Source organism: Aquirufa sp. TARAVU-A1A, from assembly GCF_054558675.1.
In genome coordinates, this window is the sequence record NZ_JBPXKP010000001.1 from 129,123 (window position 1) to 154,039 (window position 24,917).

Genomic DNA, 24,917 nt, shown 5'->3' on the forward strand with positions numbered 1-24,917 from the left:
AATCCGAACGACGAGATACTTAGCAAATGGCAATTTATTCCAAGCTGTAGTTCTTCAACATGTCCACAATTGCTTCTGGATTATTCCACATTAACACATCAATCATCGAAAGTCCAGGCTCAAAACTTGCTGTCTTGCCTTGGCTGTAAGGAATGAGGGCTGGCTTAATGAAAGACAATTCAACTCCATGAGTGGCAAAAAAAACCTTTTCATAGAGGCTTTGGCCATTTAATGCATTTATGTAATGTGTTGAGCCTAAGCTTTTCGTCAAATGTATCAATCGTTCAGCTCTCCCATCTGCCTGATTATCGGGTAGCTGAGAGCTGTAGTGAAAACGTTTTTCCAAGCCCAAATATTGCCAAACCAATTCTATGCTTTTACCTGCTAATTCAGCCATGCTTACAGGCTTTTGGGCAAAAAGTGCTTCAATGCGGGGCATTACTTGATCAAAAAAAGGAGCCTTTTTATAGGCTGCATGCAACTGAACGATCAACTTAGTTGGAAATTCTGGTCCCCAAGCAACATTCGATTCGCGAATAGTTTTATTTTGACTTTGCTTTTCTAGGGGAATCGTAAACAAGAATTCTTTGCCTTGCATGAGTATACGATTCCGATTAATCCATCCCTTTTTAATAAACATGACGTCATCATAAAACACAAAATCATCCACGGCTTGAACTAACTGAAAGTAGCCCAAGTAAGGGAAGAAATAAGGTTGCATGATCGCTACTGACATGGCTATTAATTAAAACCGGGTGCAGTCAAATTCACAATTTGGTCTGATTTCATAACCATAACCTTTTCGTTTTTTAGGTCGGTCATGTAACCAATCGCTGTCACATCCGCAATTTTTTCCACTTTTTCAAAATCAGCTTGAGACACAGTAAAGACTAATTCATAGTCTTCACCCCCATTTAAGGCAGCAGTTAATGGACTTAAATTAAATTCAGTCGCCGCCAAATAGGTCTCATCATCAATCGGGATATTCTTTTCAAAAATACGTGCTCCTGTACCTGAGGCTTCGCATAAATGTAGAATTTCTGCAGCTAAACCATCCGAACTATCAATCATCGAAGTAGGAACAACACCCAATTCTCGTAATTCGTGAATGATGTCAAAACGTGCTGATGGCTTCAATTGGCGCAATACCACATAACTCTTATTATCCAATTCTGGCTGCATGTCTGGATTTGCCAAAAACACTTGTTTCTCGCGCTCCAAGGATTGAAGTCCCATCAAGGCTCCTCCAAAATCCCCACTTACACAGATAACGTCATTTGGTTTCGCATTCGAACGTGTAACGACTTGAGTCGAGTCAACCACACCATTGGCGGTAACGGAAACAATCAAACCTTGTGGAGATGCGGTTGTATCTCCACCTACTAGGTCAATTTGGTAATCTTCGCAAGCGGTTTTGATCCCTGCATATAATTCGTCCACGGCTTCAACCGAAAAACGATTACTTAAACCAATACCTATCATCACTTGCGTAGGAATAGCATTCATCGCAGCAATGTCGGATACGGCAAGCGTGACAATTTTATAGCCCAAATGCTGCAGTGGCGTATATGAAAGATCAAAGTGAACACCTTCGATTAATAATTCCGTCGAAGTGACCGTTAATTGATTGGCGGCTTCCAATAAGGCTGCATCATCCCCAATCCCTAATTTTGTCCAACCTTGATGTTCCGTGAAAGGCGCTGCCAAGTGTTTGATCAAACCAAACTCTCCTAGCGTGCCAATTTCTGTTCTTTTTTCCATATAATAAAAAAAGCCGCCTCGTGAGACGGCTTATCTAATGTCGAATTGATTATGGGTTAACTAAAGCTAAGCTAACTTTTTTATTGCTTGCTTTGATGTATGTCGTACTAGTTTCTATGGTCAGTGCAGTGGCCGTTGGCGTGCCAACGATATTAAATTCCAAAGTTCCGTTCGTGCCCGATGGAGCTCCTTCTGAACTAGTCAAGCCATTTAAGGTAATTTTCTTATTGTCAGTTGACAAAGTATAAGTCCCCGTGAATTTCCGTCCATCGAATTCCGTTAAAGATGCAGCGGTTGAGCTTGTCAAATCCAATTTGAATTGAGAATATCCTGATACCAAATTGCTTGTTGCCCCTTTCGAGTATTGGGTAACACCGTCCCAAGTTGCAGAGCTTACGCTCCATGATTTGCTGACCAATTGCGATACTGTTGGCTGCGGTGTAGGAGCAGGATCAGAACCTGAGGAAGAACCGCAAGAGAGCAATTGAACACTTAATAAACAAATGAGTAAGCCTTGTACGATTTTCATAAAATGATTCCGTTTTTCGTAAATGTAAAATTAAAAATCTTTACTAAAAAAACGGTCTTTAATCCTTTTTATTTAGCTTCGTAAAATAATAAACATCGTTTTGTCACAAGCATTAAATTCCTATACACGATCTCAATTAGCGCTCAGAAATGGGCAAGACCGGCCAGAAATTTGGGTAGCATTTCGTGGATACATTTATGACATGACGAATTCCAAACTCTGGAAAAACGGAAAACACTATGAACATTGGGCTGGTCAAGATTTGACAGCAGAATTGGCTGACGCCCCACACAGCGAAAAAGTATTTGAAAAATTCACCCCGATAGGACTGTTACAATGATACTACTAATTGAAAGCGGGTCTACGAAAACAGCCTGGCGTTATATCACGCAGGCAAATGAGGCTTTTGAAAGTTTCCAATCGGCAGGCATCAACCCCTATTACCAAACAACGGATGAAATTCGCGAAGCACAGGCAGAAATGCTCCAAAAAATTCGGGACATGCAACTCCGTTTTGTCTACTATTTCGGGACGGGGATAACCGATGAATCAAAAAAAGAGATGATAAGGGCCTTGTTAACGCCCGTTATCGGGGAAGCCCAACTCCATGTTCATAATGATTTAGTCGCGGCAGGCTTATCCCTATGTGGACAAAAACCTGGTATAGCCTGCATCCTTGGGACAGGATCAAATTCCGGTTATTTTGAAGAAGGCGAAATGCAACATCAAGTTCCGCCACTTGGATTTTGGCTAGGTGATGAGGGAAGTGGGGGGCACTTAGGTAAAAGTTTAGTTTTGGCATATTTGCATCATGAATTACCGGGTGACTTGCGCGCTATTTTCACGAAACGCTTCGGAGAAATGGATCGCTTAACGATATTACAGCATGCTTATAAAGGTGAATTCCCGAATCGATGGTTTGCTTCCTTTTCCAAATTCTTATTTGACCATCGGAAACATCCATTTTGTTATCAATTGATTGAAAAATCCTTTCAGTCATTTTGTGACTTGTATGTGTTGAAATACACACAATCAACCCAGGTACCGATTCACTTCACGGGTTCGGTGGCATTTTATTATGCCGATATACTCCAACGTGTGTTAAAATCCAACCAATTGCACGTGGGAATCATTAGCGAAGGGCCAATGGCAGGATTAACGATGTATTACAAGGAAAAACACCGCGACCTATTTTAGGATTTTTTCAAGAATCGCTACCATTGCATGCGAATATTTTTTAACTTGCTAATGCCTAAGCAATTCATCATCAAACCTATTCGCCGATGACCTCCGTATTAAAATCCATTGGAACGAAACAAAAAGCACTGAAGATCAATTTAGATCGGAGTATTTATGGCTCTTTCGCCGAAATCGGGGCAGGACAAGAAGTAGCAGCCAACTTTTTTAAGGCGGGCGGAGCATCTGGAACCATTGCCAAAACGATCTCAGCCTATGACATGGCCTTTTCTGACGCTATTTATGGCGAAGAAGAATCTGGTAAATATGTGTGCGAGCCGCGATTAATTAAAATGTTAAATCGCGAGTACAAATTACTTCAAGTGCGTTTGACAGAAAGTGCAGCAGAGAAGCGTTTCTTCGCTTTTGCAGATACCGTCTCCGCATTAAATTATCAGAAGACGAACGATGCCCATGGCTGGATAGGTTTACGCTTTCAATTGCGTCCAAATGGACCCGTAAATAGCGTTGTCATCCACGTAAATATGTTGGATAATGACAATATTCTCCAGCAACAAGCTTTGGGAATCATTGGAGTCAATTTGATTTACGGCTGTTATTTCTACCACGAAGATCCAGAGAAACTCTTGCTTTCATTATTGGATGACTTATCACGTGATCGCATCGAAATCGATATGATCCGATTTGAGGGGGCGGATTTCAAAGAGGTGGACAATCGCTTGATGTCCTTGTATTTAGTGAAGCATGGCTACACACAGGCAGCGGTTTTCGGACCCGATGGAAATGTGATGCAACCTTATGATGCCCTAGCAAAGAAACATATCGTGGCGATTCGCGGGCGCTTTAGACCGGTGACCAACATCTTTTTAGATATGTTGAAGAAAGGACAATCGCAATTTGAACAGGAAGCGGATGTAGATGATGATAAGGTTTGTGTATTATCCGAATTGACTTTGCGTAGTTTGGAGGATGGGACACATAACATCAATGAAAAGGATTTCTTGGACCGTGTGGACATCTTATGTTCCTTAGGCCAAACCGTTTTGATTTCCAATTTCCATGAATATTTCAAATTGGTTGCCTTTTTAAGCCAGTTCTCGAAACTTAAAATGGCTCTAATCATGGGTATGCCAAATCTCGAATACATCTTTGACGAGAAACATTATACCCATTTAGAGGGCGGCATATTAAGTGCTTTTGCAAATCTATTTGGGCATAACATTAAATTATATCTATACCCTACAATCGATGATCAAGGGGCTGTTTTGAATCTGAAATCATTCAAACCTGAACCTCATCTGAAGGGATTATATCAATATTTGATCGACAATTCGAAATTGGAGGACATCAAAAAATCCGATGAAAAACTCATGAACATCCGTACGGACAAGGTATTAGATATGATTCAGCAAGGTCCGGGTGAATGGGAAAAATTGGTTCCTAGTTCGGTGGCTGCGATGATTAAGGAAAATGCGTTGTTTGGCTTTTCTAATCAGTAGTTAGCTTAGCTTTGGCAAACCTTAGAGGATTGCCAAAGCTAGTGTTTTAAAGCATAAAAAAGCCCAACCAAACGGATGGGCTTTCATTTTATCAGTTTTTACTTCAATAAATCAACAAACTGATCAAATAAGTAACGGGAATCATGCGGTCCTGGAGAAGCTTCTGGGTGATGTTGCACCGAGAATGCTTTACGACCTTTCACACGCAAGCCTTCGACCGTTTGGTCATTCAAGTTGATGTGTGTTAATTCTGCTTTTTCAGAGCTCTTCAACTCATCCATTTTCACGGCAAAACCATGATTTTGGGAGGTAATTTCAGAAAGGCCTGTTACAAGGTTTTTAACAGGATGATTTAATCCACGGTGACCATTGTGCATTTTGTAGGTAGACAAGCCACATACTTGCGCTAAAATCTGATGTCCTAGACAAATCCCGAATACCGGTTTATCCGAGGCAAGGAATTGTGATACCGTTTCAACGGCATAAGGCATCGTTGCTGGATCACCAGGACCATTGGATACAAAGTATCCATCTGGGTTCCAAGCCGCAATTTCCTCAAAAGGTGTTTTAGCAGGAAAGACTTGCAGGTAGCAATCGCGCTCTGTGAAGTTCGACAAGATGCTTTTCTTAACACCTAGGTCTAATACCGCAATTTTGTAAGTCGCTGAAGGATTCCCTAAGAAATAAGCTTGTTTGGTACATACTTGTGAAGACAACTCCAATCCTTCCATCGAAGGAATCTTCGCCAATTCCGCTTTCAAGGTCGCTAAATCTGAAATCTCGGAAGAAATCAAACAGTTCATAACCCCTTGCGTACGGATGTGACGTACGAGTGCGCGGGTATCGATTCCAGAGATACCAACAATCCCAGCGTCCGCCAAATAATCTTGTAGCGAACCATCAGCAGTAGCACGCGAGTGTAAGCTGGCAAATTCGTTACAAACCATTCCGGCAATTTGAACTTGATTGGATTCAGCTTCGTCTTGATTGATGACACCGTAATTTCCAATGTGTGCAGTGGTGTTAATAATTACTTGTCCACTATAGGAAGGATCCGTGTATATTTCTTGGTATCCTGTCATACCCGTATTGAAGCAAATCTCACCGCCATGCGTGCCAATTTTACCTAGGGCTTTGCCGTGAAAAAGGGTTCCATCTTGAAGTAAGAGTACTGCCGGTGTTGACTCTGAAACTTTCATAAATATTAATCAAAAATGTAAAAATCCTAAAAAAAGGGCTTCAACTAAACGTTGAAGCCCTTCAAAAAAATGTAAGAAAAGAATCTTAAGCGTCTTCTCCTTTTTCTTCTGTAGGCTCCTCTGTTGCAGGTGCTTCAGGAGCATCTTCTACAACTTCAGCAGAAGGAACTTCAGCAACTGGAGCAGCTGCTACTGTTTCTTCTTTCTTAGCTCCAGCACGGCGACTACGACGAGTCTTACCAGCTTTCTCAGCAGAAGCAGCTAACATTGTTTCGTTGAAGTCAACTAATTCAATGAAGCAGATTTCCGCGTTATCACCAAGACGATTACCTAATTTGATAATACGTGTATAACCACCAGGACGATTAGCAACTTTTTCAGAAACGATGCTGAACAATTCTTTGATGGCATCCTTATTTTGTAAATAAGAGAAAACTACACGACGATTGTTTGTGCTATCTGTTTTTGATTTCGTAATCATTGGCTCAATGTATTTACGCAACTCCTTTGCTTTCGCAACTGTAGTTTCGATACGTTTGTGCAAGATTAACGAAGAGGCCATATTAGATAATAAGGCTGCTCTGTGGGAAGCTGTTCTTCCTAAGTGATTGAATTTTTTACCGTGTCTCATTTTTGTATTTCGTAAGTTAAAAGCTCTTTCGAGCTGCGGTTAGTTTACGACCTGTAAACCACCTATTACTTTAGTTTAATTATTAATCTTCGTCTAAGCGATATTTAGATACATCCATTCCGAACGTAAGACCTTTTTCTTCGATCAATTGTTCTAACTCGGTCAAAGACTTTTTACCAAAGTTACGGAATTTCATCATATCTGAAATCTCCAATTTCGCTAATTCTCCAAGTGTACGAACATCAGCTGATTTTAAGCAGTTGTAAGCACGAACAGAAAGGTCTAAGTCAGCTAATGAAGTCTTCAATAACTTGCGCATATGAAGCATTTCTTCATCAACAACGTTATCTTCTTCCGCTTTTGGCGTTTCGAACGTCATTGTTTGATCAGAGAACAACATAAAGTGTTGTATCAAGATATACGCAGCACCTTTCAATGCATCTTCTGGGTGGATAGAACCATCCGTTTCGATATCTAGAACTAATTTCTCGTAATCTGTTTTTTGTTCTACACGTGTATTTTCGATGCTAAATTTAACATTCTTAATCGGTGTGTAGATGGAATCGATAGCAATGTGACCGAAAGGAAGCTCGTTTGCACGAGGCTCATCTGCTGGTACATAACCACGACCTTTTTCGATGATCAATTCCACTTCAACTTCTTTCGAAGCATCTAAGTGACAGATCACTAAATCAGGATTTAAAATTGTGAAATAAGGTGTGAATTTAGCGATGTCACCAGCAGTAATGGCTGTTTGACCTTTTACTTTTAATGTCACCTTGTTATCTAAAATCTCTTGTGCTTTTTTGAAGCGAACTTTTTTCAAGTTTAAGATGATTTCAGATACATCTTCATGTACACCTTCGATAGCAGAAAACTCGTGAAGTACACCAGAAATCTTTACGCTCGTAATTGCATATCCTTCTAAAGAAGAAAGCAAGATTCTACGAAGCGCGTTACCAATGGTAACACCGTAACCTTTTTCGAGTGGCTTGAACTCAAATAACCCGTGAAAGTCATCGGCTTTCTCCATCACAACTTTTTCGGGCATTTGGAATGCTAATATTGACATATTTCGTAGCTTAAAATGATACTGAAAAAACGTTATTGGTACTGTTAATATTAAGAATAACCCTAGGGATTATTTAGAGTACAACTCGACAATCGCTTGCTCGTTGAAGTTCTCTGTGATTTGATCTCTTTCTGGGTAAGCCAAGAATTTACCAACCATATCACTTTCAGACCACTCTAACCAGTTGTAACGCTTTGGAGAACGTCCAGCCAATGAGTTAGTCACAACTTCTAACGATTTTGATTTCTCACGAACACCGATCAATTGACCTGCGCGCAAAGAGTAAGATGGCACATTTACTACTTCACCGTCTACAATGATGTGTTTGTGGATAACCAATTGGCGTGCAGCACGACGAGTCGGCGCAATTCCCAAACGATATACTGTATTATCTAAACGTGCTTCACACAATTTTAACAAGTTCTCACCTGTGATACCCTCTTTTACAGCGGCTTTGTGGAATAGGTTCTCGAACTGACGCTCTAAGATACCGTACGTATATTTAACTTTTTGCTTCTCCTTTAATTGAACAGCGTATTCAGAAACTTTTGAACGTTTCCCCTTACCGTGCATACCTGGAGCATAATTTTTGCGAGCTAATGCTTTGCTCGGACCTAAAATTGGCTCGCCGAAACGACGCGCAATCTTGGATTTTGGACCTGTGTATCTAGCCATTTTGTTTTTAAAGTCAATGCACCTCTTATGTGCAGTGAAGTAATTAAATTGTGAAAAAAAGCGGGGGAAAATAATTACTAATTACCCCTGCATAAAAATTATTATACGCGACGACGTTTTGGAGGACGACATCCATTGTGAGGCATTGGAGTGATATCACGGATAAGTGATACTTCGATACCTGAGTTTTGAATGGTACGGATTGCAGACTCACGTCCAGCTCCCGGTCCTTTTACAAAAACTTCCGCTTTCTTCATTCCAGCCTCTACAGCTACTGCTGCACAGTTAGATGCTGCCATTTGAGCTGCATAAGGAGTGTTTTTCTTAGAACCACGGAAACCCATCTTTCCTGCTGATGCCCAAGAGATCACTTGACCTGCTGAGTTTGTAATGGAGATAATGATGTTGTTAAAGGAAGCTTTGATGTGTACTTGACCAACTTGCTCAACTACAACAACCCTTTTCTTCGCTTTATCTTTTCTTTTTGCTTGTGCCATACTATTTGATAAATAAAATTGGGTGTGAGGTATTTCCTCTACTTATTATTTAGTTACTTTTTTCTTGTTAGCAACTGTCTTACGACGTCCCTTACGAGTACGTGAGTTGTTCTTCGTGCGTTGACCACGTACTGGAAGACCTTTACGGTGACGCAATCCACGGTAACAACCGATGTCCATCAAACGCTTGATGTTCAATTGAACTTCAGACTTCAGCTGACCTTCTGTTTTGAATTCTGCTGCGATGATCGCACGAATAGCATTCGCTTCCGTGTCGTTCCACTCACCAGCTTTCTTATCAAAAGAAACTGCTGCCTTCGTTAAAATCTTTTGAGCAGTGCTGCGACCAATACCAAAAATATAAGTCAATGCAATCTCTCCTCTTTTTTTGTCGGGAATATCAACCCCTGCAATACGAGCCATATAGGTAATTAATTGTTGTGATTAATCAATTTAGTTTGAATTATCCTTGTCTTTGTTTGAACTTCGGATTCTTCTTGTTAATAACGTAAAGCTTACCGTGACGACGAATCACTTTGCAGTCCGCACTACGCTTTTTAATAGATGCTTTAACTTTCATTTTATTTAATTTTATGGGTCAAACCCTATTTTTACTTGTAACGATAAACAATTCTAGCTTTACTCAAATCATATGGAGACATCTCCAACTTCACCTTGTCACCAGGTAGAATTTTAATGTAGTTCATACGCATCTTGCCCGAAATGTGAGCTATCACTTGATGTGTATTCTCTAATTCTACTCGAAACATGGCGTTCGAAAGAGCTTCCAAAATAATTCCGTCTACTTCGATCGAAGATTGTTTAGCCATAATATTTTTAAATATTCAACAATACTGTTGAGGTTTTTAGTACTTCTTCTATGTAAGCAAAAGTTGTTAATGCTTTGGGACCCGCTGCTGTTACGCCTACGGTATGCTCAAAATGTGCACTCGCCTTACGATCAATTGTCCGGATGGTCCAACCATCTTTATCAACTGAAATTTGACGCTTGCCTAAATTGATCATCGGTTCAATGGCAATGACCATTCCTTCTTTCAATTTAGCTCCATCTCCTCGCCGACCGTAGTTAGGAACTTCTGGACTTTCATGCAGATTTTTACCTACACCATGACCTACTAGTTCCCGAACGACTCCATAACCCAGTGATTCCGTATACACTTGCACTGCGTTACCCACATCCCCTACTCGCTTACCTGCTTGGGCTTGATTCAAACCCAAATACAAGGACTCTTTCGTCACTTGCATTAATTTCTGTACCTCAGCATCTACATTTCCTATTCCGTACGTATAGGCGCTATCGGCATGAAACTTATTCTTATAAACACCTGCATCTATTGAAATGATGTCGCCTTCTTGTAAGACTAAATCACCTGGCAAACCGTGTACAACCACATCGTTTACCGAAATACATAGTGAATAAGCGTACTTCTTATTTCCTACTTGGTAGTTTAAGAAGGATGGATGTGCTCCATTATCCTTAATAAACTCATAAGCAATTTTGTCTAATGCTAAGGTCGTAACACCCGGCTGAATGGCCTTCGCTACTTCCGCATGACATTTCCCTAAAATCTCGCCATTCGCTTGGATGATGGCCATCTCTTCGGGAGTCTTCAGGTAAATCATCCTTAACGACCGATCACTTCTGAACGTCCTTTCACACGTCCTGATTGCATTAAACCTTCATACTTACGCATCAACAAGTAACTTTCAACTTGTTGCAATGTATCTAATACGACACCTACTAAGATCAACAATGAAGTACCTCCAAAGAAAGAAGCAAATCCACGTGTCACGCCAAACAAGTTGGCAATCGCAGGAAGAATCGCAATGATCGATAACATAATTGCACCTGGCAAAGTGATACGATCTAAAATGCTTGCAATAAAACCAGCTGTCTCTTCGCCTGGCTTAACACCTGGAACGAAACCACCACCACGCTTCATATCGTCTGAAATTTGCGTTGGGTTGATTGAGATAGCTGTGTAAAAGAATGTAAAGACAATAATCAAGAATGCAAATAAAGCATTGTATTGCCATGTAGTAAAGTCCCCAAACGATTGAGCAACCGAAGCTGCAAATTCTGATTTCTCAGCAAACGATTGTGCAACTAAACCTGGAATAAACATTAAAGCTTGCGCGAAGATGATTGGCATAACACCAGATGCGTTTAACTTCATCGGGATGTATTGACGCTCACCACCTACAGCAGCAGCTGAAGTTTTGGCTCCTACTACTTGTTTCGCATATTGAACCGGAATACGGCGAACTGCTTGTGTAACCATGACAGCACCCATTACTACAAAGAATAATGCGATAACCTCAATGATAAATAACAAAGCACCCGACATGCCACGTGAACCAGCTTCTTGCAATAAAGAAGAAGGGAAACGCGATACGATACCGATCATGATCAACATCGAAATACCGTTACCAATACCTTTGTCGGTGATTTTCTCACCCAACCACATACACAACATCGTACCGCCCACTAAGATGGCAACTCCGTAAAGACGGAAGAACCATGGATCAACCATGATTGCTTCGGAAGGAATCGTTACTTGAAGGTAAGTAAAACCTTGTGCCGCAGTAACAAAGATTGTTAGGATACGGGTAATTTGGTTCAATTTTTTACGACCAGATTCACCATCTTTCTGCATTTTTTGGAAATACGGAAGGGCGATAGTCAATAACTGAATTGCGATAGATGCCGAAATATACGGCATGATACCTAAAGCAAAAACAGAGGCGTTGCTCAAGGCACCACCAGAGAACATATTCAACAAGCCGAATAAACCACCATCTCCACCTTGAGATAATTTAGTCGCATCTACACCAGGTAAAACGATAAAAGATCCCAAACGGAAGAAAGCAATGAAGAGAAGCGTATTAATAATACGGCCTCTCAATTCTTCAATTGCGAAAATATGCTTGAAAGTTGTTATTAACTTGTTCATTCGATTAGAATAGAGGATTAACCAACAATTGCTTTACCGCCAGCAGCTTCGATAGCAGCTTTAGCAGCACCTGAGAAACCTTTAACAGTTACTTCCAATGCAGTAGTAACAGCTCCACGGCTAAGGATTTTCACTAAGTCAGACTTAGATACTAAACCGTTGTTGTATAAAGTTTCAAATGTGATTACTTTCGAACCTGTTGCGTCAGCTAATGCTTGTAACGTATCCAAGTTGATTGCTTTGTATTCTACGCGATTGATGTTCTTGAAACCGAACTTAGGAACACGACGTTGGATCGGCATTTGACCACCTTCAAATCCACGCTTACGTGAGTAACCTGAACGAGACTGAGCTCCTTTGTGACCACGAGCAGAAGTTCCACCTAAACCAGAACCTTGACCACGACCTACTCTTTTTCTAACTTTTACTGAGCCTTCAGCAGGCTTTAATGATGATAATTTCATTGTAATTGGGGCTTAACGCTGCTATTGCTAGCAACTCGCGTGTTTATTAAATATTTTCTACAACAATTAAGTGGTTTACGGCACGAATCATACCAGAAATAGCTGGATTTAATTCTACCTCAACGCTCTTACGGATTTTACCTAATCCTAAAGCTTGGATCGTACGTTTTTGTACTTCCGGGCGCTTAATTGCACTTTTTACTTGAGTAATTTTAACTTTAGACATCTTCTGTTCTATTAGTGAGGCTTGAAGCGCTCGGATTATCCATTAAATACTTTCGCTACTGAAATTCCACGTTGGAATGCAACACTGTGAGGTGCACGCATCTTCACTAACGCATCAATCGTTGCTTTAACCACGTTGTGTGGGTTAGAAGAACCTTTTGATTTTGCTAGGACATCATGGATACCTGCAGATTCCAATACAGCACGCATCGCACCACCGGCGATCAATCCTGTACCAGGAGCAGCTGGCTTCACTAAAACGAAACCACCCGAGAATTTACCTAATTGCTCGTGAGGAACTGTTTTCTTCAACAAAGGAATTTGGAACAAATTCTTCTTTGCATCTTCGATACCTTTTGTGATCGCGTCAGTAACCTCGTTTGCTTTTCCTAAACCGTATCCAACGATCCCGTTACCATCTCCTACTACAACGATAGCAGAAAAACTAAAACGACGACCCCCTTTTACCACTTTGGCAACACGGTTGATGGCTACTACCTTCTCCTTCAACTCACCCTCGTTAACCTTAATTGGTTTTGCTTGTAAATGCGACATATCTTATTAAAATTGTAAGCCACCCTCGCGAGCGCCTTCAGCTAATGATTTAATTCTTCCGTGATATAAATAACCGTTACGATCGAAAACTACTTTCGTAATCCCTGCAGCAGCAGCCGCTTTCGCGATTGCAATACCTACATTTTTCGCAGCTTCGATGTTATTGTTTACTTTGTCCTTCTTGTATGAAGTCGCAGAGAACAATGTTTTACCAGCCAAATCGTCTACTAATTGAGCATAAACTGCTGTATTAGAACGATATACTGTTAAGCGAGGACGCTCAGCTGATCCAGCTATCTTAGCACGAATCGCACGCTTAATGCGGGTTCTGCGTAAATCTTTTGTTGTTGCCATTGTTTAACTTGTTTGTGTGGATTTCCGGCCCACGCTTATAATTTATTTCTTACCGCCTGCTTTACCAGCTTTACGACGAACTTGCTCACCCAAGAAACGAACACCTTTACCTTTGTATGGTTCAACTGGACGTAATGATTTAATTTTAGCAGCTACTTGACCGATCAATTGCTTGTCGATACCTTCTAAAATAACCATTGGGTTTTTACCTTTTTCCATCGCCGTTGCTACCTTAATTTCAGCAGGGATCGACATGAAAATAGCGTGAGAATATCCCAAGCTTAATTCCAAAATATTTCCTTGATTAGCGGCTTTGTAACCAACCCCGATAATCTCTAAATCTTTCTTGTAGCCTTCACTCACACCCACAACCATGTTGTTGATTAATGAACGATATAAACCGTGCATCGCTTTGTGACGCTTTTGCTCTGTTGGACGAGCTACTGTCAACACACCATCCTCAATTTTAACGATGATATCTTGATCAATTTGTTGTGACAAAGTTCCTTTAGGACCCTTCACTGTTACCAAATTACCAGCACTAACTTCTACTGAAACACCAGCAGGCAATGTGATAATCTTATTTCCAATTCTAGACATAAAATAAATATTAGCTTAAATTACGAGTTACCCCCTTTCAGCGTGAAACAATTAATATACGTAGCAAAGTACTTCTCCACCTACGTGAAGCGTACGAGCTTCCTTATCTGTAATTACTCCTTTCGAAGTAGATAAGATAGCGATACCTAAGCCATTCAATACACGTGGTAACTCTTCAGCACCATTGTATTTACGAAGACCTGGTTTAGAGATACGAGTCAAGTTAACGATAGCCGGTTGCTTCGTTACTGAGTTGTATTTCAAAGCAATCTTGATTGTTCCTTGTACGGAAGAATCATCGAACTTATAGTTTGAAATGTATCCTTTATCAAAAAGCACTTTCGTGATTTCCTTTTTAATGTTGGAAGCAGGAATTTCAACTACCCTATGGCGTGCCTTAAGCGCGTTTCTCAATCGGGTTAAATAGTCTGCTATTGGATCTGTCATTGTTTTTAAATTTGCCGCATTCCGAAAACCGGGATGCAAAATTACAGAAATGAATTTAATTAATCAAATTTTATCTTACCAGCTTGACTTAGTCACACCTGGAATCAATCCGTTTGAAGCCATTTCACGGAACGTAACACGGCTAATTCCGAACTTACGCATGTATCCACGAGGACGACCTGTTAGTTTACAACGGTTGTGTAAACGCACTGGAGAAGCATTTTTAGGCAATTTATCTAAACCTAAGTAATCTCCAGCTGCTTTCAAAGCGGCACGCTTCGCTGCATATTTCGCAACTGCTGCTTCGCGTTTTCTTTCTCTTGCTTTTACTGACTCTTTAGCCATTTTGTAAAAATTTTAAAGGGGTTATGAAGCCTTACGGCAATTATTTTTTAATATTTGAAAAAGGCATTCCAATTGCTGCTAATAAAGCATAAGCCTCTTCATCTGTTGGTGCAGTCGTCACAAACGTGATATCCATACCTGAGATTTTAGAAACTTTATCAATTGAAATTTCAGGGAAGATGATTTGTTCCTTAACACCTAATGTATAATTACCACGGCCATCGAAACCTTTCTCTGAAACACCTTTGAAGTCACGTACACGAGCCAAAGAAACCGTAGTTAAACGATCCAAGAACTCATACATACGATCACCACGTAACGTTACTTTCACACCAATTGGCATGTTCTCACGCAATTTAAAGTTGGAGATCGCTTTCTTAGAAATTGTTGCTACCGCTTTTTGACCAGCGATTTGTGTAATTTCTTCCACTGCAACGTCTACTAATTTTTTGTCGGATACTGCCGCTCCAACACCTTTGTTGATTACGATTTTAGTAATCTTAGGAACTTGCATTACTGATTTGTACTCAAACTTAGTTTTCAAGCCAGGTACAACCTCTTTCAGATAACGCTCTTTTAATCTAGGTACTGCCATGTTCTTATATTTTGTGGATTTCCGACCCACGTTTTACATTCTTAATTATGCGATAAACTTACCTGTTGCTTTTGAGTAACGTTGTAATTTACCTTTCTCGTTTAGCTTACGTCCTGTGCGAACAGCCTTTCCATTTTCTACAACCATCAGGTTAGAGATGTGGATTGAACCTTCACGCTTTTCGATACCCCCTTGAGGATTGCTCGCAGAAGGCTTAACGTGTTTTGTTTGAAGGTTAGCACCTTCCACAATTGCACGAGATTTCTCTGTGATCACTTCTTTGATAACACCCGTTTTACCTTTTGCGTTACCAGCGATAACCATCACTGTATCACCTTTTTTGATGTGCAATTTTGTTTGCTTGATAATTTTCTTTTCCATTGTATGATTCTTTCTATTGGTTAACCCAATATGTCATCGATCTTATAAAACTTCAGGGGCTAAGGAAACGATTTTCATAAATCCTGCCTCACGCAACTCACGAGCAACTGGCCCGAAAATACGTGTTCCTCTTGGCTCATCATTCGCGTTCAATAACACGGCTGCGTTATCTTCAAAACGAATATACGTTCCATCCTTACGACGAATTTCTTTTTTCGTGCGAACAACCACCGCACGAGAAACCGTACCTTTTTTCATATTTGATGAAGAAAGAGCTGATTTAACTGAAACGACAATTTTATCGCCTACAGAAGCATATCTTTTACCAGTACCGCCTAAAACGCGAATTACCAAAACTTCTTTTGCTCCAGAATTATCCGCTACACCCAATCTTGATTCCTGCTGTAACATTATCTTTGATCTTTAAATTTTAAAATTGAATAACAAGAGGGGTCTTATTTCGCTTTAGCGATAATTTCGACTAATCTCCAACGCTTATTTTTTGAAAGAGGACGTGTTTCCATCACTTTCACTGTATCACCGATACCACAATCATTATTTTCATCATGTGCCATCAATTTAGTAGTCTTTTGTACGAACTTTCCGTACAAGGGGTGTTTTACCTTACGGTCAACAGTTAATGTGATTGATTTATCCATCTTATCACTAACTACTTTCCCAATCCTTACCTTTCTTAGATTTCTCTGTTCCATCGTTGGTTTGTTAACTTGTTAAACAATTGACCGTGAGCCGTATGTGGACACGATCTATTAAAATTAATTTTTACTTATGCGTTTACTGCTTTTGTAAGAGCTGTCTCTAACTTAGCGATAACACGACGAGTTTCACGAATACGCATCGGATTCTCGATCGGTGAAATAGCGTGTGCTAATTTCAAACGAGTCAAGTTCTCTTGCTCAGCCGCAATGGCTTTCTTCAATTCGTCTACTCCTAATTTGTTTATTTCTGCGTTTTTCATAACAATGCTATTTGGATGTTTAAACCATCAGGCCTAAAACCTATTCTGAATAATCTCTACGTACGACAAACTTCGTGCGCATCGGCAATTTTTGAGCTGCCAAACGCAATGCCTCTTGAGCAATCGCTAAAGGTACACCCGCCGATTCAAACAAAATAGTTCCTGGACGAACGTTAGCTACCCAGTACTCTGGAGCTCCCTTTCCCTTACCCATACGAACCTCTGCAGGTTTTTTCGTAATTACTTTGTCAGGGAAAATACGGATCCAAACTTGGCCTTCACGCTTCATAGCACGAGTAACCGAAATACGAGCAGCCTCAATTTGACGTGCTGTAATACGTCCCGGCTCTAACGATTTAATAGCGAATGATCCAAAATCAATTTCGTGCCCACGAGTGGCAACACCTCTTACGCGGCCTTTTTGGGACTTACGAAATTTGGTTCTTTTTGGTTGTAACATCTTCTTAAAAGTCTAATATCTATTTCTTGATTTATTTTAGGCAATTAGCGTTTTCCACCACGTCCACGACCACCGGCACCTGGACCACCTGCCTTGTTACGATCTCCACCTTGATCACCATCTGGACGACGTCCGCGACCACCACGGTCACCTGGACGACCACCACGGTCACCTGGGCGAGAATCTGCTGCTGTAGACTGCAAGCCCATGTTCGCATTTGGCGACAAATCTGGCTTACCGAAAACCTCACCACGGAATACCCATACTTTGATACCGATCTTTCCGTATACAGTTAACGCTTCTGAGATCGCATAATCAACATCCGCACGAAGCGTATGAAGAGGAATACGTCCCTCCTTATATCCTTCAGAACGTGCCATTTCAGCACCTCCTAAACGACCTGATAATTTCAATTTAATCCCTTGTGCTCCCACACGCATTGCCGAAGCAATTGCTTGTTTCATCGCACGACGGAATGAAATACGAGCTTGTAATTGTTGAGCAATCGCTTCACCGATCAATTTAGCATCAATCTCAGGACGCTTGATCTCAAAGATGTTGATTTGAACATCCTTGCCAGTGATGGCTTTTAACTCTTCTTTTACCTTGTCTACCTCAGCACCTTGCTTTCCAATAACAACACCAGCACGAGCCGTATTGATTGTTAACGTGATGCGCTTTAAGGTACGCTCAATAATAACTTTAGAGATAGATCCTTTTGGAATACGAGCAGCTACATATTTTCTGATTTTCTCGTCTTCAACTAGTTTATCAGCAAATGTTTTGCCTCCGTACCAGTTAGAATCCCAACCTCTTACGATACCTAATCTTAATCCAACGGGGTTAATTTTTTGTCCCATTTCTTGTTTTATCTAATAGTTAATTATTCTGCTGTTGTTTCTTCCAAGATAGGAGCTGCCGAAGAAGCTACTACGAGGGTAATGTGATTCGAACGCTTCAAGATGCGGTGCCCACGTCCTTGCGGAGCTGGACGTAAACGCTTGATTGAAGCACCTCCATCGACGAAGATCGTCTTGATGTACAAGTCAGCCTCCTCAATTTTAGCATCCACATGCTTGTTTTGCCAGTTAGAAACGGCTGAGAGCAACAATTTCTCAATAGCCTTCGCACCAACTTTGGGCTCAAATTTCAAGATACCCAATGCTTTGGATACTTTCTGTCCACGTACCATATCTGCGACAATACGCATCTTCTGTGGTGACGTAGGAACATTTCTTAATTTAGCAATTGCTTCCATTTTACAATATCTGATTACAGGACCCGAAGGTCACCCTTTTTACTTTTTACCTTTGTCTTTCTTCGCAATGTGACCACGGAAGTTACGCGTCGGAGAAAATTCTCCCAATTTGTGACCAACCATGTTCTCAGTTACATAAACTGGGATAAACTTGTTACCATTGTGAACCGCAAATGTGTGACCAACGAAATCTGGAGAAATCATTGAGCGTCTTGACCAAGTTTTGATTACTGACTTCTTGCCAGAATCATTCATAACTTGAACCTTGTTATCAAGGCGGTAATCAATGTAAGGACCTTTTTTTAGTGAACGTGCCATCTACTATTTTTTTCTTCTACTGATGATAAGACGATTAGTGTTTTTCTTTGGATTACGAGTTTTCTTACCCTTAGCCAATAAACCAGTACGTGAACGTGGGTGACCTCCTGAAGAACGACCCTCACCACCACCCATTGGGTGATCAACTGGGTTCATAACAACACCACGAACACGTGGACGACGACCCAACCAACGATGACGACCTGCTTTTCCTAAGTTCACGTTCATGTGATCCGAGTTAGATACTGTCCCGATTGTTGCAACACAACGAGCTAATACCATACGCATCTCACCTGAAGGCAACTTCAACGTAGCATATTTTCCATCACGCGCTAATAACTGAGCATACGTTCCAGCCGAACGAGCCATTTCAGCTCCTCTTCCTGGTTGTAACTCAATGGCGTGAACCAAAGTACCCAAAGGGATATTTGCCAATGGCAATGTATTACCTACTTCTGGAGCAACTTTCTCTCCTGAAATAACTGTTTGACCTACTTGAATTCCTGCAGGAGCTAAGATATATGTCTTAACACCATCAGCATATTCGATCAAGGCAATACGTGAAGTACGGTTCGGATCATACTCAACTGTCAAAACAGTTGCAGGTACATCAAACTTCGCACGTGTAAAATCAATCACACGGTAACGACGCTTGTGACCACCACCGATGTAACGCATCGAGCGACGACCATCCGCATTACGACCACCTGTACGCTTAATAGGCTCCAAAAGGGGCTTATACGGCTTATCCGTAGTAATCTCCTCGAACGTCGGCGCAATACGCTGACGCTGTCCTGGAGTTGTTGGTTTAATTTTTTTAATTGCTGCCATTTAATTAGTTCAATTTATCGGGATGAACCCCCTTAATTATTTTTATTAAATTCCTTGGTAGAAGTCAATTACCTCTCCCGCTGCTACTGTAACGATCGCCTTCTTGTAAGTTGACGTGCGTCCTGAAGTAACCTTTGTACGTGTGCTCTTGGACTTAACTTTTCCAATTTGACGCATTGTTTGTACATCTTGTACATCAACTCCGTACATTTTTTTAACCTCCTTGGCAATTTCAATCTTGTTTGCTGTCAATTCAACTACAAACACGTATTTGCCTTTTTCTTGCATGGCTTGCGACTTTTCAGTCAAGGCCGGACGTTTAATAATGCCCATTGTTTATTTCGTTTACACAGAACCGAAGCTCCGTAAATTATTTACTAAATGTTGACTCAATTTTTTGGATTGCATCCACCGTAATTAACAATTTCGATGCATTAACCAAATCGTACGTATTAACGTCTGCCGCATTTGATACCTTTGTTTTAGGTACGTTACGTCCTGACAATACCACGTTCTTGTCCACTTCATTCGTGATCAACAACGATTTTGTGTTATCCAAAGAAAGAGCTTTCAACATCGCTAAATATGCTTTTGTTTTTGGTGTATCAAATGATACAGTATCCAAAACAGCGATATCGCCTGATTGTGCTTTAGCTGCTAATGCCGACTGGCGAGCCAAAGATTTAACTTTCTTGTTCAATTTGAAATGGTAATCACGTGGACGTGGACCGAAAATACGACCACCACCTTTCATCAACGGCGATTTCATTGAACCCGCACGTGCGCCACCTGTACCTTTTTGTTTCTTCAACTTACGAGTTGAACGTGAAACTTCTGCACGCTCCTTCGCTTTGTGAGTACCTTGACGTTGATTAGCTAAATATTGCTTCACATCTAAGTAAACCACATGCTCGTTTGGAACGATTCCAAAGATCTCGTCAGAAAGGGTTACTTTCTTTCCGGTATCTTTTCCTGCGATGTTATATACTGATAATTCCATACTTCAGAATGTCTATAGGCTATGCCCGAATTTTAATTTTCAATGATTACGTATGAGTTCTTTGCTCCTGGTACCGATCCCGATACAACCAAAAGGTTTTTCTCTGGATAAACTTTCAAAACCTGTAAGTTTTGAACCTTTACACGATTACCCCCTGTACGACCCGCCATACGCAAACCTTTGAATACACGAGATGGGAATGAACACGCACCGATTGAACCTGGGTGACGACCACGGTTATGTTGACCGTGTGTTTGTCCTCCTACTCCGGCAAATCCGTGACGCTTAACAACACCTTGAAAACCCTTACCTTTAGAAGTACCTACCACGTCAACAAACGTTTCTACCTCTAACATCTCTACCGTCAAAACATCCCCTAATGCTAAAGGTTGCTCAAACGTGCGAAACTCAACAAGTTTTTTCTTAGGAGTGGTGTTTGCTTTTTTGAAGTGACCCAACAAAGATTTTGTCGTGTGCTTATCCTTCTTCTCACCATAACCGATTTGAACGGCGTTATAGCCTTCTTTCTCAACGGTTTTTACCTGCGTTACCACGCAAGGTCCGGCTTCAATCAGCGTACATGCGACAGATCTCCCGTCTTCCATGTATAGGCTGGTCATTCCGATTTTTTTACCAATAATTCCAGACATAGTATTTTATATTTATTAAAAAATATGCTTACAAGGCGATCGAGGCTTGTTGTAAGACTTTTATTCAAAATCGTTTCGCAACGATATAGGAATCACATTAAATAAAAAGCAGAATTGGTACAAGGCGACAAAGTGGAGTCACTGTGGATAACAGTGAAAATCACTCTGTGTAGCTTAATATTCAATTAATACGTTGGGCATTCAACTTGTACTAACCAATACCAGTTCTGACACAAAAATCGAGCTTACCTCAATTTAAACCCTGTTTCGACCCGCATTTTTGTGTTTAAAATAAATTCGAGAAGTTCTGCCAACCTCTTTCGGAATTGAAAACTGCGTTTGTCGAACGGGAGTGCAAAGGTACAGAAAAAAATAATACGTGCAAGAGGTTGAGTAAAAATATTTTGAAAATCAGGGAATTAGGGGAAAGTCGCTAGTCAGTAGTCGTCAGTTGTCAGTCCGGAGGGAAATAGTCCGGAGGGAAAAAGTCCGAAGTCCGAAGGGAGTTCAGTAACCTGTAAGTGCTAATAACTATTATACATTAATTATAAATGGCGTCACAAAAGATTCTTTATTATTTCCTTCTGGCTACTGACAACTGATTCCGGACTTCGGACTGATCACTGAACACTGAACACTGACTACTAGAGACTGACTGAACTATCTCCCTTCGGACTGACCACTTACTTCGGACTATCTCCCTTCGGACTTCGGACTCCTGACTGATCACTGCCTACCGACCACTGTCAACTGCCCCCATCGCCTAAAATTGTATTTTTCTCATTTTGATACCTAGAAATTGAACTTATTTTAGTATTTTTGGGCATTACTTGCTGAATATCAGGTACTTTATATTTATTTCCCAAGAAAAAAAATCATTATGTCAAGTTTATCCACTCAAAAAGGAGTATTGCATGGAGATGCGGTTCAAGAGTTATTTGAAATCGCAAAGAAAAATCAATTTGCATTACCTGCAGTAAACGTTACCGGTACAGATACAGTAAATGCTGTATTAGAAGCAGCTAAAGCTGTTAACTCTCCAGTAATCATTCAATTTTCAAATGGTGGCGGTATTTTCTACGCTGGAAAGACCCTTTCAAACGAAAATCAAGCTGCTGCTATCGCAGGTTCTATCTCAGGTGCTTACCACGTTCACCAAATGGCGAAAGCTTACGGTGTTCAAGTTGTATTACACACGGATCACTGTGCTAAAAAACTTTTACCTTGGATCGACGGTCTTTTGGACGCTGGTGAAAAATTCTTCGCGGAAACAGGCCAACCATTATTCTCTTCGCACATGATCGACTTGTCTGAAGAGCCTTTGGAAGAAAACTTAGAAATCTGTGCAAAATATCTTGAGCGTATGTCTAAAATGGGCATGACACTTGAAATCGAATTAGGTGTTACAGGTGGCGAAGAAGATGGCGTTGATAATTCTGACGTTGACTCATCTAAATTATATACACAACCAGAAGAGGTTGCTTACGCTTACGAAGTGTTGAGCAAAATCTCACACCGTTTCACAATCGCTGCGGCATTCGGAAACGTACACGGCGTTTACAAACCAGGTAACGTAAAATTACAACCGGTCATCTTGAAAAACTCGCAAGAGTTCATCAAAGAAAAATATAGCCTTGCTGCTGAGAAGCCTATCAACTTCGTATTCCACGGTGGTTCAGGTTCTTCTCGCGAGGAAATCCGTGAAGCTTTATCTTACGGAGCTATCAAAATGAACATTGACACAGATACGCAATGGGCATTCTGGGAAGGTATCTTAAACTTCTACAAAGCAAACGAAGCTTATTTGCAAGGTCAAATTGGTAACCCTACAGGTGACGATGCTCCAAACAAGAAATATTATGACCCCCGTGTTTGGTTACGTAAAGGCGAAGAAACTTTGGTTGCTCGTTTAAAGACAGCTTTCGAAGATTTGAACGCAACAAACGCAAATCAATACTTATAATCTTTCGAGGTTTTTAATTCAAAAGGGGGCTGCTGCGCAGCCCCCTTTTTCTTTTACCTTTGCCAATCCTCCAAGGTTTGGCAAAGGTACAGGGAGGAAAGTTTTTTTAATCTTCATCATCTGATAAAAATGAGCGAATATCAACTTCTTGATTTTCTTTCAAATGAAATTGTTGGAATTCATAAAGACTCCCAAACCATTCAATCACAAAGTTCCGATCTACAACAGAATCACTTGGCTTAACAATATATTTGTATGAACTCCAATCCCAAGTTCTAAAATCAGCACACAGCTTATTCTTCTCAGGATTCACATGGATATACTGAATCAGATAAGTCAAATAATGATTATCTCCAATCAATACCCGCTTAAATGGCCCTTCGAACAAAGACCCAGTCCGCGTATGCCGCTTATTAAACGCCATTGCATAAGTCCTGAAAAATATTTTTAGCCGCTCAGCGACCAACTCATGCTCCGTGCGTCCCTTCAACTGTTCTGCACTAAAATACCGCACCCGAACCAAAAAGTGAAAATGATTCGCATTTAGACTGTACGAAATTACATCCAAATACCCACCCAGGTAGCGTTTCCACAAATGCATAAAATAATGATAATTCGAGCGCGACTTGAACATCAACTTCCGATCAATCGCCCGATTATAAATATGATAATAGTTCCCCGAATGAAATCGAGTCAAATAATGTGATAAATGTGACATAGTATAGTGATTAGATTTTCACTAAAACTAAGCACCTCACGCGAAAAATAAATACTGTTAAATCAATTTACCAAGAACTTGGTAATCACACTGAAATCAAAAAAATATCGAAGCTCTCCCGTACCTTTGCCAAACCTTGGAGGATTGGCAAAGGTAAAGGGACTACTTTCGAAAAACTAAGTCTTTCGTCAGCTCATTCAAGGCCTTAATCTTTGCCTGAAAATCCCCCTTAAGCGTCTTCCGCACTGCCTCCATCCCCTCCAGACCCTCTTGTATCTCCTCAGGAATCACATCCTCCAAAAATCCTCGAATTCGCTTCGCCAAAGTAGGCGACTTCCCATTCGTAGAAATCGCAATCTTCAAATCGCCTTTCTGCACAATCGAACCTAAATAAAAATCACATAGATCCGGCGTATCCGCCACGTTACACAGTAAATGACGTTCCACACAAGCAGCCTTAATCTCTACATGCAATTCCCGATTATCCGTCGCACAAACCACTAAGTCCCGACCTTCCAAATCCGAAAACTCAAAAGCCCGCTCACAAACCTCTACCTGCGGATAATCCTTCAAAAACGCCAACGTCTCAGCCCGAAACATGGGCGCTACCATTGTCACTTGAGCACTTGGTGAATTTCGCAACAAAGCCGAAGCTTTTTCCAAAGCCACGTTCCCTCCACCCACGACGAGCGTGTTCAAACGGTCCAACTTTAAAAATATGGGGAAAAGCTCGTTCATG

Annotated in this window: 39 protein-coding genes; 4 read left to right on the plus strand and 35 right to left on the minus strand. The window is 40.8% G+C overall.

Features of this window, described 5'->3' with window-relative positions:
• Positions 1 to 34: 34 nt before the first annotated feature.
• From V7S75_RS00590 to V7S75_RS00600, 3 genes are read right to left on the minus strand one after another with little or no spacing between them, the layout of a single operon-like run.
• The gene (locus V7S75_RS00590; protein ID WP_459510771.1) at positions 35 to 736 is read right to left on the minus strand and encodes a WbqC family protein; all 702 of its coding nucleotides are present in this window, start codon (positions 734 to 736) and stop codon (positions 35 to 37) included.
• A 5-nt stretch (positions 737 to 741) separates the two neighbouring features.
• Positions 742 to 1,761 (minus strand): thiamine-phosphate kinase, encoded by a 1,020-nt coding sequence (thiL, locus tag V7S75_RS00595; RefSeq protein ID WP_459510772.1) that lies wholly within the window; start codon positions 1,759 to 1,761, stop codon positions 742 to 744.
• Between the two features lie 49 nt (positions 1,762 to 1,810).
• A complete protein-coding gene (locus V7S75_RS00600; RefSeq protein ID WP_459510773.1) occupies positions 1,811 to 2,290 on the minus strand; it encodes a hypothetical protein in 480 nt (159 codons plus the stop codon).
• 100 nt (positions 2,291 to 2,390) lie between these two features.
• On the opposite strand from V7S75_RS00600, the gene V7S75_RS00605 reads away from it, so the two are divergent.
• The 3 genes from V7S75_RS00605 to V7S75_RS00615 all read left to right on the plus strand — a co-directional run bounded on the left by V7S75_RS00605 (position 2,391) and on the right by V7S75_RS00615 (position 4,986).
• Entirely contained in the window at positions 2,391 to 2,630 is a 240-nt protein-coding gene (locus tag V7S75_RS00605) for a cytochrome b5 domain-containing protein (protein WP_459510774.1), read from the plus strand.
• Entirely contained in the window at positions 2,627 to 3,487 is an 861-nt protein-coding gene (locus tag V7S75_RS00610; protein WP_459510775.1) for an N-acetylglucosamine kinase, read from the plus strand. Before V7S75_RS00605 ends, V7S75_RS00610 begins: the two co-directional genes overlap by 4 nt.
• 86 nt (positions 3,488 to 3,573) lie before the next feature.
• Positions 3,574 to 4,986 carry a TonB-dependent receptor gene (locus tag V7S75_RS00615; protein ID WP_459510776.1) on the plus strand — a complete coding sequence of 471 codons (1,413 nt, stop codon included), beginning with the start codon at positions 3,574 to 3,576 and terminating at the stop codon, positions 4,984 to 4,986.
• A 98-nt stretch (positions 4,987 to 5,084) separates the two neighbouring features.
• On the opposite strand, the gene carA is transcribed toward V7S75_RS00615, so the two are convergent.
• The 30 genes from carA to rplC all read right to left on the minus strand — a co-directional run bounded on the left by carA (position 5,085) and on the right by rplC (position 21,497).
• Positions 5,085 to 6,185 (minus strand): glutamine-hydrolyzing carbamoyl-phosphate synthase small subunit, encoded by a 1,101-nt coding sequence (gene carA / locus V7S75_RS00620; protein WP_459510777.1) that lies wholly within the window; start codon positions 6,183 to 6,185, stop codon positions 5,085 to 5,087.
• An 85-nt stretch (positions 6,186 to 6,270) separates the two neighbouring features.
• Positions 6,271 to 6,816, minus strand: coding sequence for a 50S ribosomal protein L17 (gene rplQ, locus V7S75_RS00625; protein ID WP_377974666.1), 546 nt, complete (start codon positions 6,814 to 6,816; stop codon positions 6,271 to 6,273).
• A gap of 82 nt (positions 6,817 to 6,898) precedes the next feature.
• On the minus strand, positions 6,899 to 7,888 hold the full coding sequence (locus tag V7S75_RS00630) for a DNA-directed RNA polymerase subunit alpha (protein WP_459494095.1): 990 nt from the start codon (positions 7,886 to 7,888) through the stop codon (positions 6,899 to 6,901).
• Positions 7,889 to 7,957: 69 nt separating this feature from the next.
• Positions 7,958 to 8,563 carry a 30S ribosomal protein S4 gene (gene rpsD, locus V7S75_RS00635; protein ID WP_315574874.1) on the minus strand — a complete coding sequence of 202 codons (606 nt, stop codon included), beginning with the start codon at positions 8,561 to 8,563 and terminating at the stop codon, positions 7,958 to 7,960.
• 101 nt (positions 8,564 to 8,664) lie between these two features.
• On the minus strand, positions 8,665 to 9,060 hold the full coding sequence (gene rpsK / locus V7S75_RS00640; protein WP_315574872.1) for a 30S ribosomal protein S11: 396 nt from the start codon (positions 9,058 to 9,060) through the stop codon (positions 8,665 to 8,667).
• 45 nt (positions 9,061 to 9,105) lie between these two features.
• A complete protein-coding gene (rpsM, locus tag V7S75_RS00645) occupies positions 9,106 to 9,483 on the minus strand; it encodes a 30S ribosomal protein S13 (protein ID WP_315574870.1) in 378 nt (125 codons plus the stop codon).
• Between the two features lie 40 nt (positions 9,484 to 9,523).
• Complete coding sequence (gene ykgO, locus V7S75_RS00650) at positions 9,524 to 9,640, minus strand: type B 50S ribosomal protein L36 (protein WP_130895424.1); 117 nt, start codon at positions 9,638 to 9,640, stop codon at positions 9,524 to 9,526.
• 31 nt (positions 9,641 to 9,671) lie between these two features.
• The gene (gene infA / locus V7S75_RS00655; protein WP_092013982.1) at positions 9,672 to 9,890 is read right to left on the minus strand and encodes a translation initiation factor IF-1; all 219 of its coding nucleotides are present in this window, start codon (positions 9,888 to 9,890) and stop codon (positions 9,672 to 9,674) included.
• Between the two features lie 7 nt (positions 9,891 to 9,897).
• Positions 9,898 to 10,704, minus strand: a complete 807-nt coding sequence (gene map, locus V7S75_RS00660) for a type I methionyl aminopeptidase (RefSeq protein WP_459510778.1) — start codon at positions 10,702 to 10,704, stop codon at positions 9,898 to 9,900.
• A gap of 2 nt (positions 10,705 to 10,706) precedes the next feature.
• Positions 10,707 to 12,035: a preprotein translocase subunit SecY gene (gene secY, locus V7S75_RS00665; RefSeq protein ID WP_459510779.1), complete on the minus strand. Its 1,329-nt coding sequence runs from the start codon at positions 12,033 to 12,035 to the stop codon at positions 10,707 to 10,709.
• Positions 12,036 to 12,052: 17 nt separating this feature from the next.
• Positions 12,053 to 12,499, minus strand: a complete 447-nt coding sequence (rplO, locus tag V7S75_RS00670) for a 50S ribosomal protein L15 (RefSeq protein WP_459510780.1) — start codon at positions 12,497 to 12,499, stop codon at positions 12,053 to 12,055.
• A gap of 46 nt (positions 12,500 to 12,545) precedes the next feature.
• Positions 12,546 to 12,725, minus strand: coding sequence for a 50S ribosomal protein L30 (gene rpmD / locus V7S75_RS00675; protein WP_377974656.1), 180 nt, complete (start codon positions 12,723 to 12,725; stop codon positions 12,546 to 12,548).
• Positions 12,726 to 12,760: 35 nt separating this feature from the next.
• Positions 12,761 to 13,279: a 30S ribosomal protein S5 gene (gene rpsE, locus V7S75_RS00680; protein ID WP_377974654.1), complete on the minus strand. Its 519-nt coding sequence runs from the start codon at positions 13,277 to 13,279 to the stop codon at positions 12,761 to 12,763.
• Positions 13,280 to 13,285: 6 nt separating this feature from the next.
• On the minus strand, positions 13,286 to 13,633 hold the full coding sequence (gene rplR, locus V7S75_RS00685; protein ID WP_459510781.1) for a 50S ribosomal protein L18: 348 nt from the start codon (positions 13,631 to 13,633) through the stop codon (positions 13,286 to 13,288).
• Positions 13,634 to 13,675: 42 nt separating this feature from the next.
• Positions 13,676 to 14,233, minus strand: a complete 558-nt coding sequence (rplF, locus tag V7S75_RS00690; RefSeq protein ID WP_459510782.1) for a 50S ribosomal protein L6 — start codon at positions 14,231 to 14,233, stop codon at positions 13,676 to 13,678.
• Between the two features lie 51 nt (positions 14,234 to 14,284).
• Positions 14,285 to 14,680 carry a 30S ribosomal protein S8 gene (gene rpsH, locus V7S75_RS00695; RefSeq protein ID WP_130895432.1) on the minus strand — a complete coding sequence of 132 codons (396 nt, stop codon included), beginning with the start codon at positions 14,678 to 14,680 and terminating at the stop codon, positions 14,285 to 14,287.
• A 75-nt stretch (positions 14,681 to 14,755) separates the two neighbouring features.
• The gene (gene rpsN, locus V7S75_RS00700) at positions 14,756 to 15,025 is read right to left on the minus strand and encodes a 30S ribosomal protein S14 (protein ID WP_315574848.1); all 270 of its coding nucleotides are present in this window, start codon (positions 15,023 to 15,025) and stop codon (positions 14,756 to 14,758) included.
• 40 nt (positions 15,026 to 15,065) lie between these two features.
• A complete protein-coding gene (gene rplE / locus V7S75_RS00705; protein ID WP_315574846.1) occupies positions 15,066 to 15,620 on the minus strand; it encodes a 50S ribosomal protein L5 in 555 nt (184 codons plus the stop codon).
• A 45-nt stretch (positions 15,621 to 15,665) separates the two neighbouring features.
• Positions 15,666 to 16,001 carry a 50S ribosomal protein L24 gene (gene rplX, locus V7S75_RS00710; RefSeq protein ID WP_377974648.1) on the minus strand — a complete coding sequence of 112 codons (336 nt, stop codon included), beginning with the start codon at positions 15,999 to 16,001 and terminating at the stop codon, positions 15,666 to 15,668.
• Between the two features lie 42 nt (positions 16,002 to 16,043).
• Positions 16,044 to 16,412, minus strand: coding sequence for a 50S ribosomal protein L14 (gene rplN, locus V7S75_RS00715; RefSeq protein ID WP_459510783.1), 369 nt, complete (start codon positions 16,410 to 16,412; stop codon positions 16,044 to 16,046).
• Positions 16,413 to 16,456: 44 nt separating this feature from the next.
• Positions 16,457 to 16,714, minus strand: a complete 258-nt coding sequence (gene rpsQ / locus V7S75_RS00720; protein ID WP_315574841.1) for a 30S ribosomal protein S17 — start codon at positions 16,712 to 16,714, stop codon at positions 16,457 to 16,459.
• Between the two features lie 74 nt (positions 16,715 to 16,788).
• Positions 16,789 to 16,980 carry a 50S ribosomal protein L29 gene (rpmC, locus tag V7S75_RS00725; protein WP_377974644.1) on the minus strand — a complete coding sequence of 64 codons (192 nt, stop codon included), beginning with the start codon at positions 16,978 to 16,980 and terminating at the stop codon, positions 16,789 to 16,791.
• 40 nt (positions 16,981 to 17,020) lie between these two features.
• Positions 17,021 to 17,440 carry a 50S ribosomal protein L16 gene (gene rplP / locus V7S75_RS00730; protein WP_377974642.1) on the minus strand — a complete coding sequence of 140 codons (420 nt, stop codon included), beginning with the start codon at positions 17,438 to 17,440 and terminating at the stop codon, positions 17,021 to 17,023.
• A gap of 44 nt (positions 17,441 to 17,484) precedes the next feature.
• The gene (gene rpsC / locus V7S75_RS00735; protein WP_315574836.1) at positions 17,485 to 18,300 is read right to left on the minus strand and encodes a 30S ribosomal protein S3; all 816 of its coding nucleotides are present in this window, start codon (positions 18,298 to 18,300) and stop codon (positions 17,485 to 17,487) included.
• Positions 18,301 to 18,323: 23 nt separating this feature from the next.
• Positions 18,324 to 18,698, minus strand: coding sequence for a 50S ribosomal protein L22 (gene rplV, locus V7S75_RS00740; protein ID WP_459510784.1), 375 nt, complete (start codon positions 18,696 to 18,698; stop codon positions 18,324 to 18,326).
• 39 nt (positions 18,699 to 18,737) lie between these two features.
• Positions 18,738 to 19,016, minus strand: coding sequence for a 30S ribosomal protein S19 (gene rpsS, locus V7S75_RS00745; RefSeq protein WP_315574833.1), 279 nt, complete (start codon positions 19,014 to 19,016; stop codon positions 18,738 to 18,740).
• Positions 19,017 to 19,019: 3 nt separating this feature from the next.
• The gene (gene rplB / locus V7S75_RS00750; protein WP_459510785.1) at positions 19,020 to 19,847 is read right to left on the minus strand and encodes a 50S ribosomal protein L2; all 828 of its coding nucleotides are present in this window, start codon (positions 19,845 to 19,847) and stop codon (positions 19,020 to 19,022) included.
• A 45-nt stretch (positions 19,848 to 19,892) separates the two neighbouring features.
• Positions 19,893 to 20,180, minus strand: a complete 288-nt coding sequence (gene rplW, locus V7S75_RS00755) for a 50S ribosomal protein L23 (protein WP_315574829.1) — start codon at positions 20,178 to 20,180, stop codon at positions 19,893 to 19,895.
• A 37-nt stretch (positions 20,181 to 20,217) separates the two neighbouring features.
• Positions 20,218 to 20,847 carry a 50S ribosomal protein L4 gene (gene rplD, locus V7S75_RS00760; RefSeq protein WP_459510786.1) on the minus strand — a complete coding sequence of 210 codons (630 nt, stop codon included), beginning with the start codon at positions 20,845 to 20,847 and terminating at the stop codon, positions 20,218 to 20,220.
• Between the two features lie 32 nt (positions 20,848 to 20,879).
• Entirely contained in the window at positions 20,880 to 21,497 is a 618-nt protein-coding gene (gene rplC / locus V7S75_RS00765; protein ID WP_377974635.1) for a 50S ribosomal protein L3, read from the minus strand.
• Positions 21,498 to 22,377: 880 nt separating this feature from the next.
• Here rplC and fbaA point away from each other — a divergent pair.
• Entirely contained in the window at positions 22,378 to 23,460 is a 1,083-nt protein-coding gene (gene fbaA / locus V7S75_RS00770) for a class II fructose-bisphosphate aldolase (RefSeq protein ID WP_459510787.1), read from the plus strand.
• Between the two features lie 106 nt (positions 23,461 to 23,566).
• On the opposite strand, the gene V7S75_RS00775 is transcribed toward fbaA, so the two are convergent.
• Entirely contained in the window at positions 23,567 to 24,178 is a 612-nt protein-coding gene (locus V7S75_RS00775; RefSeq protein ID WP_459510788.1) for a transposase, read from the minus strand.
• A gap of 162 nt (positions 24,179 to 24,340) precedes the next feature.
• Positions 24,341 to 24,916, minus strand: coding sequence for a precorrin-2 dehydrogenase/sirohydrochlorin ferrochelatase family protein (locus tag V7S75_RS00780; protein WP_459510789.1), 576 nt, complete (start codon positions 24,914 to 24,916; stop codon positions 24,341 to 24,343).
• Position 24,917: the final 1 nt, after the last annotated feature.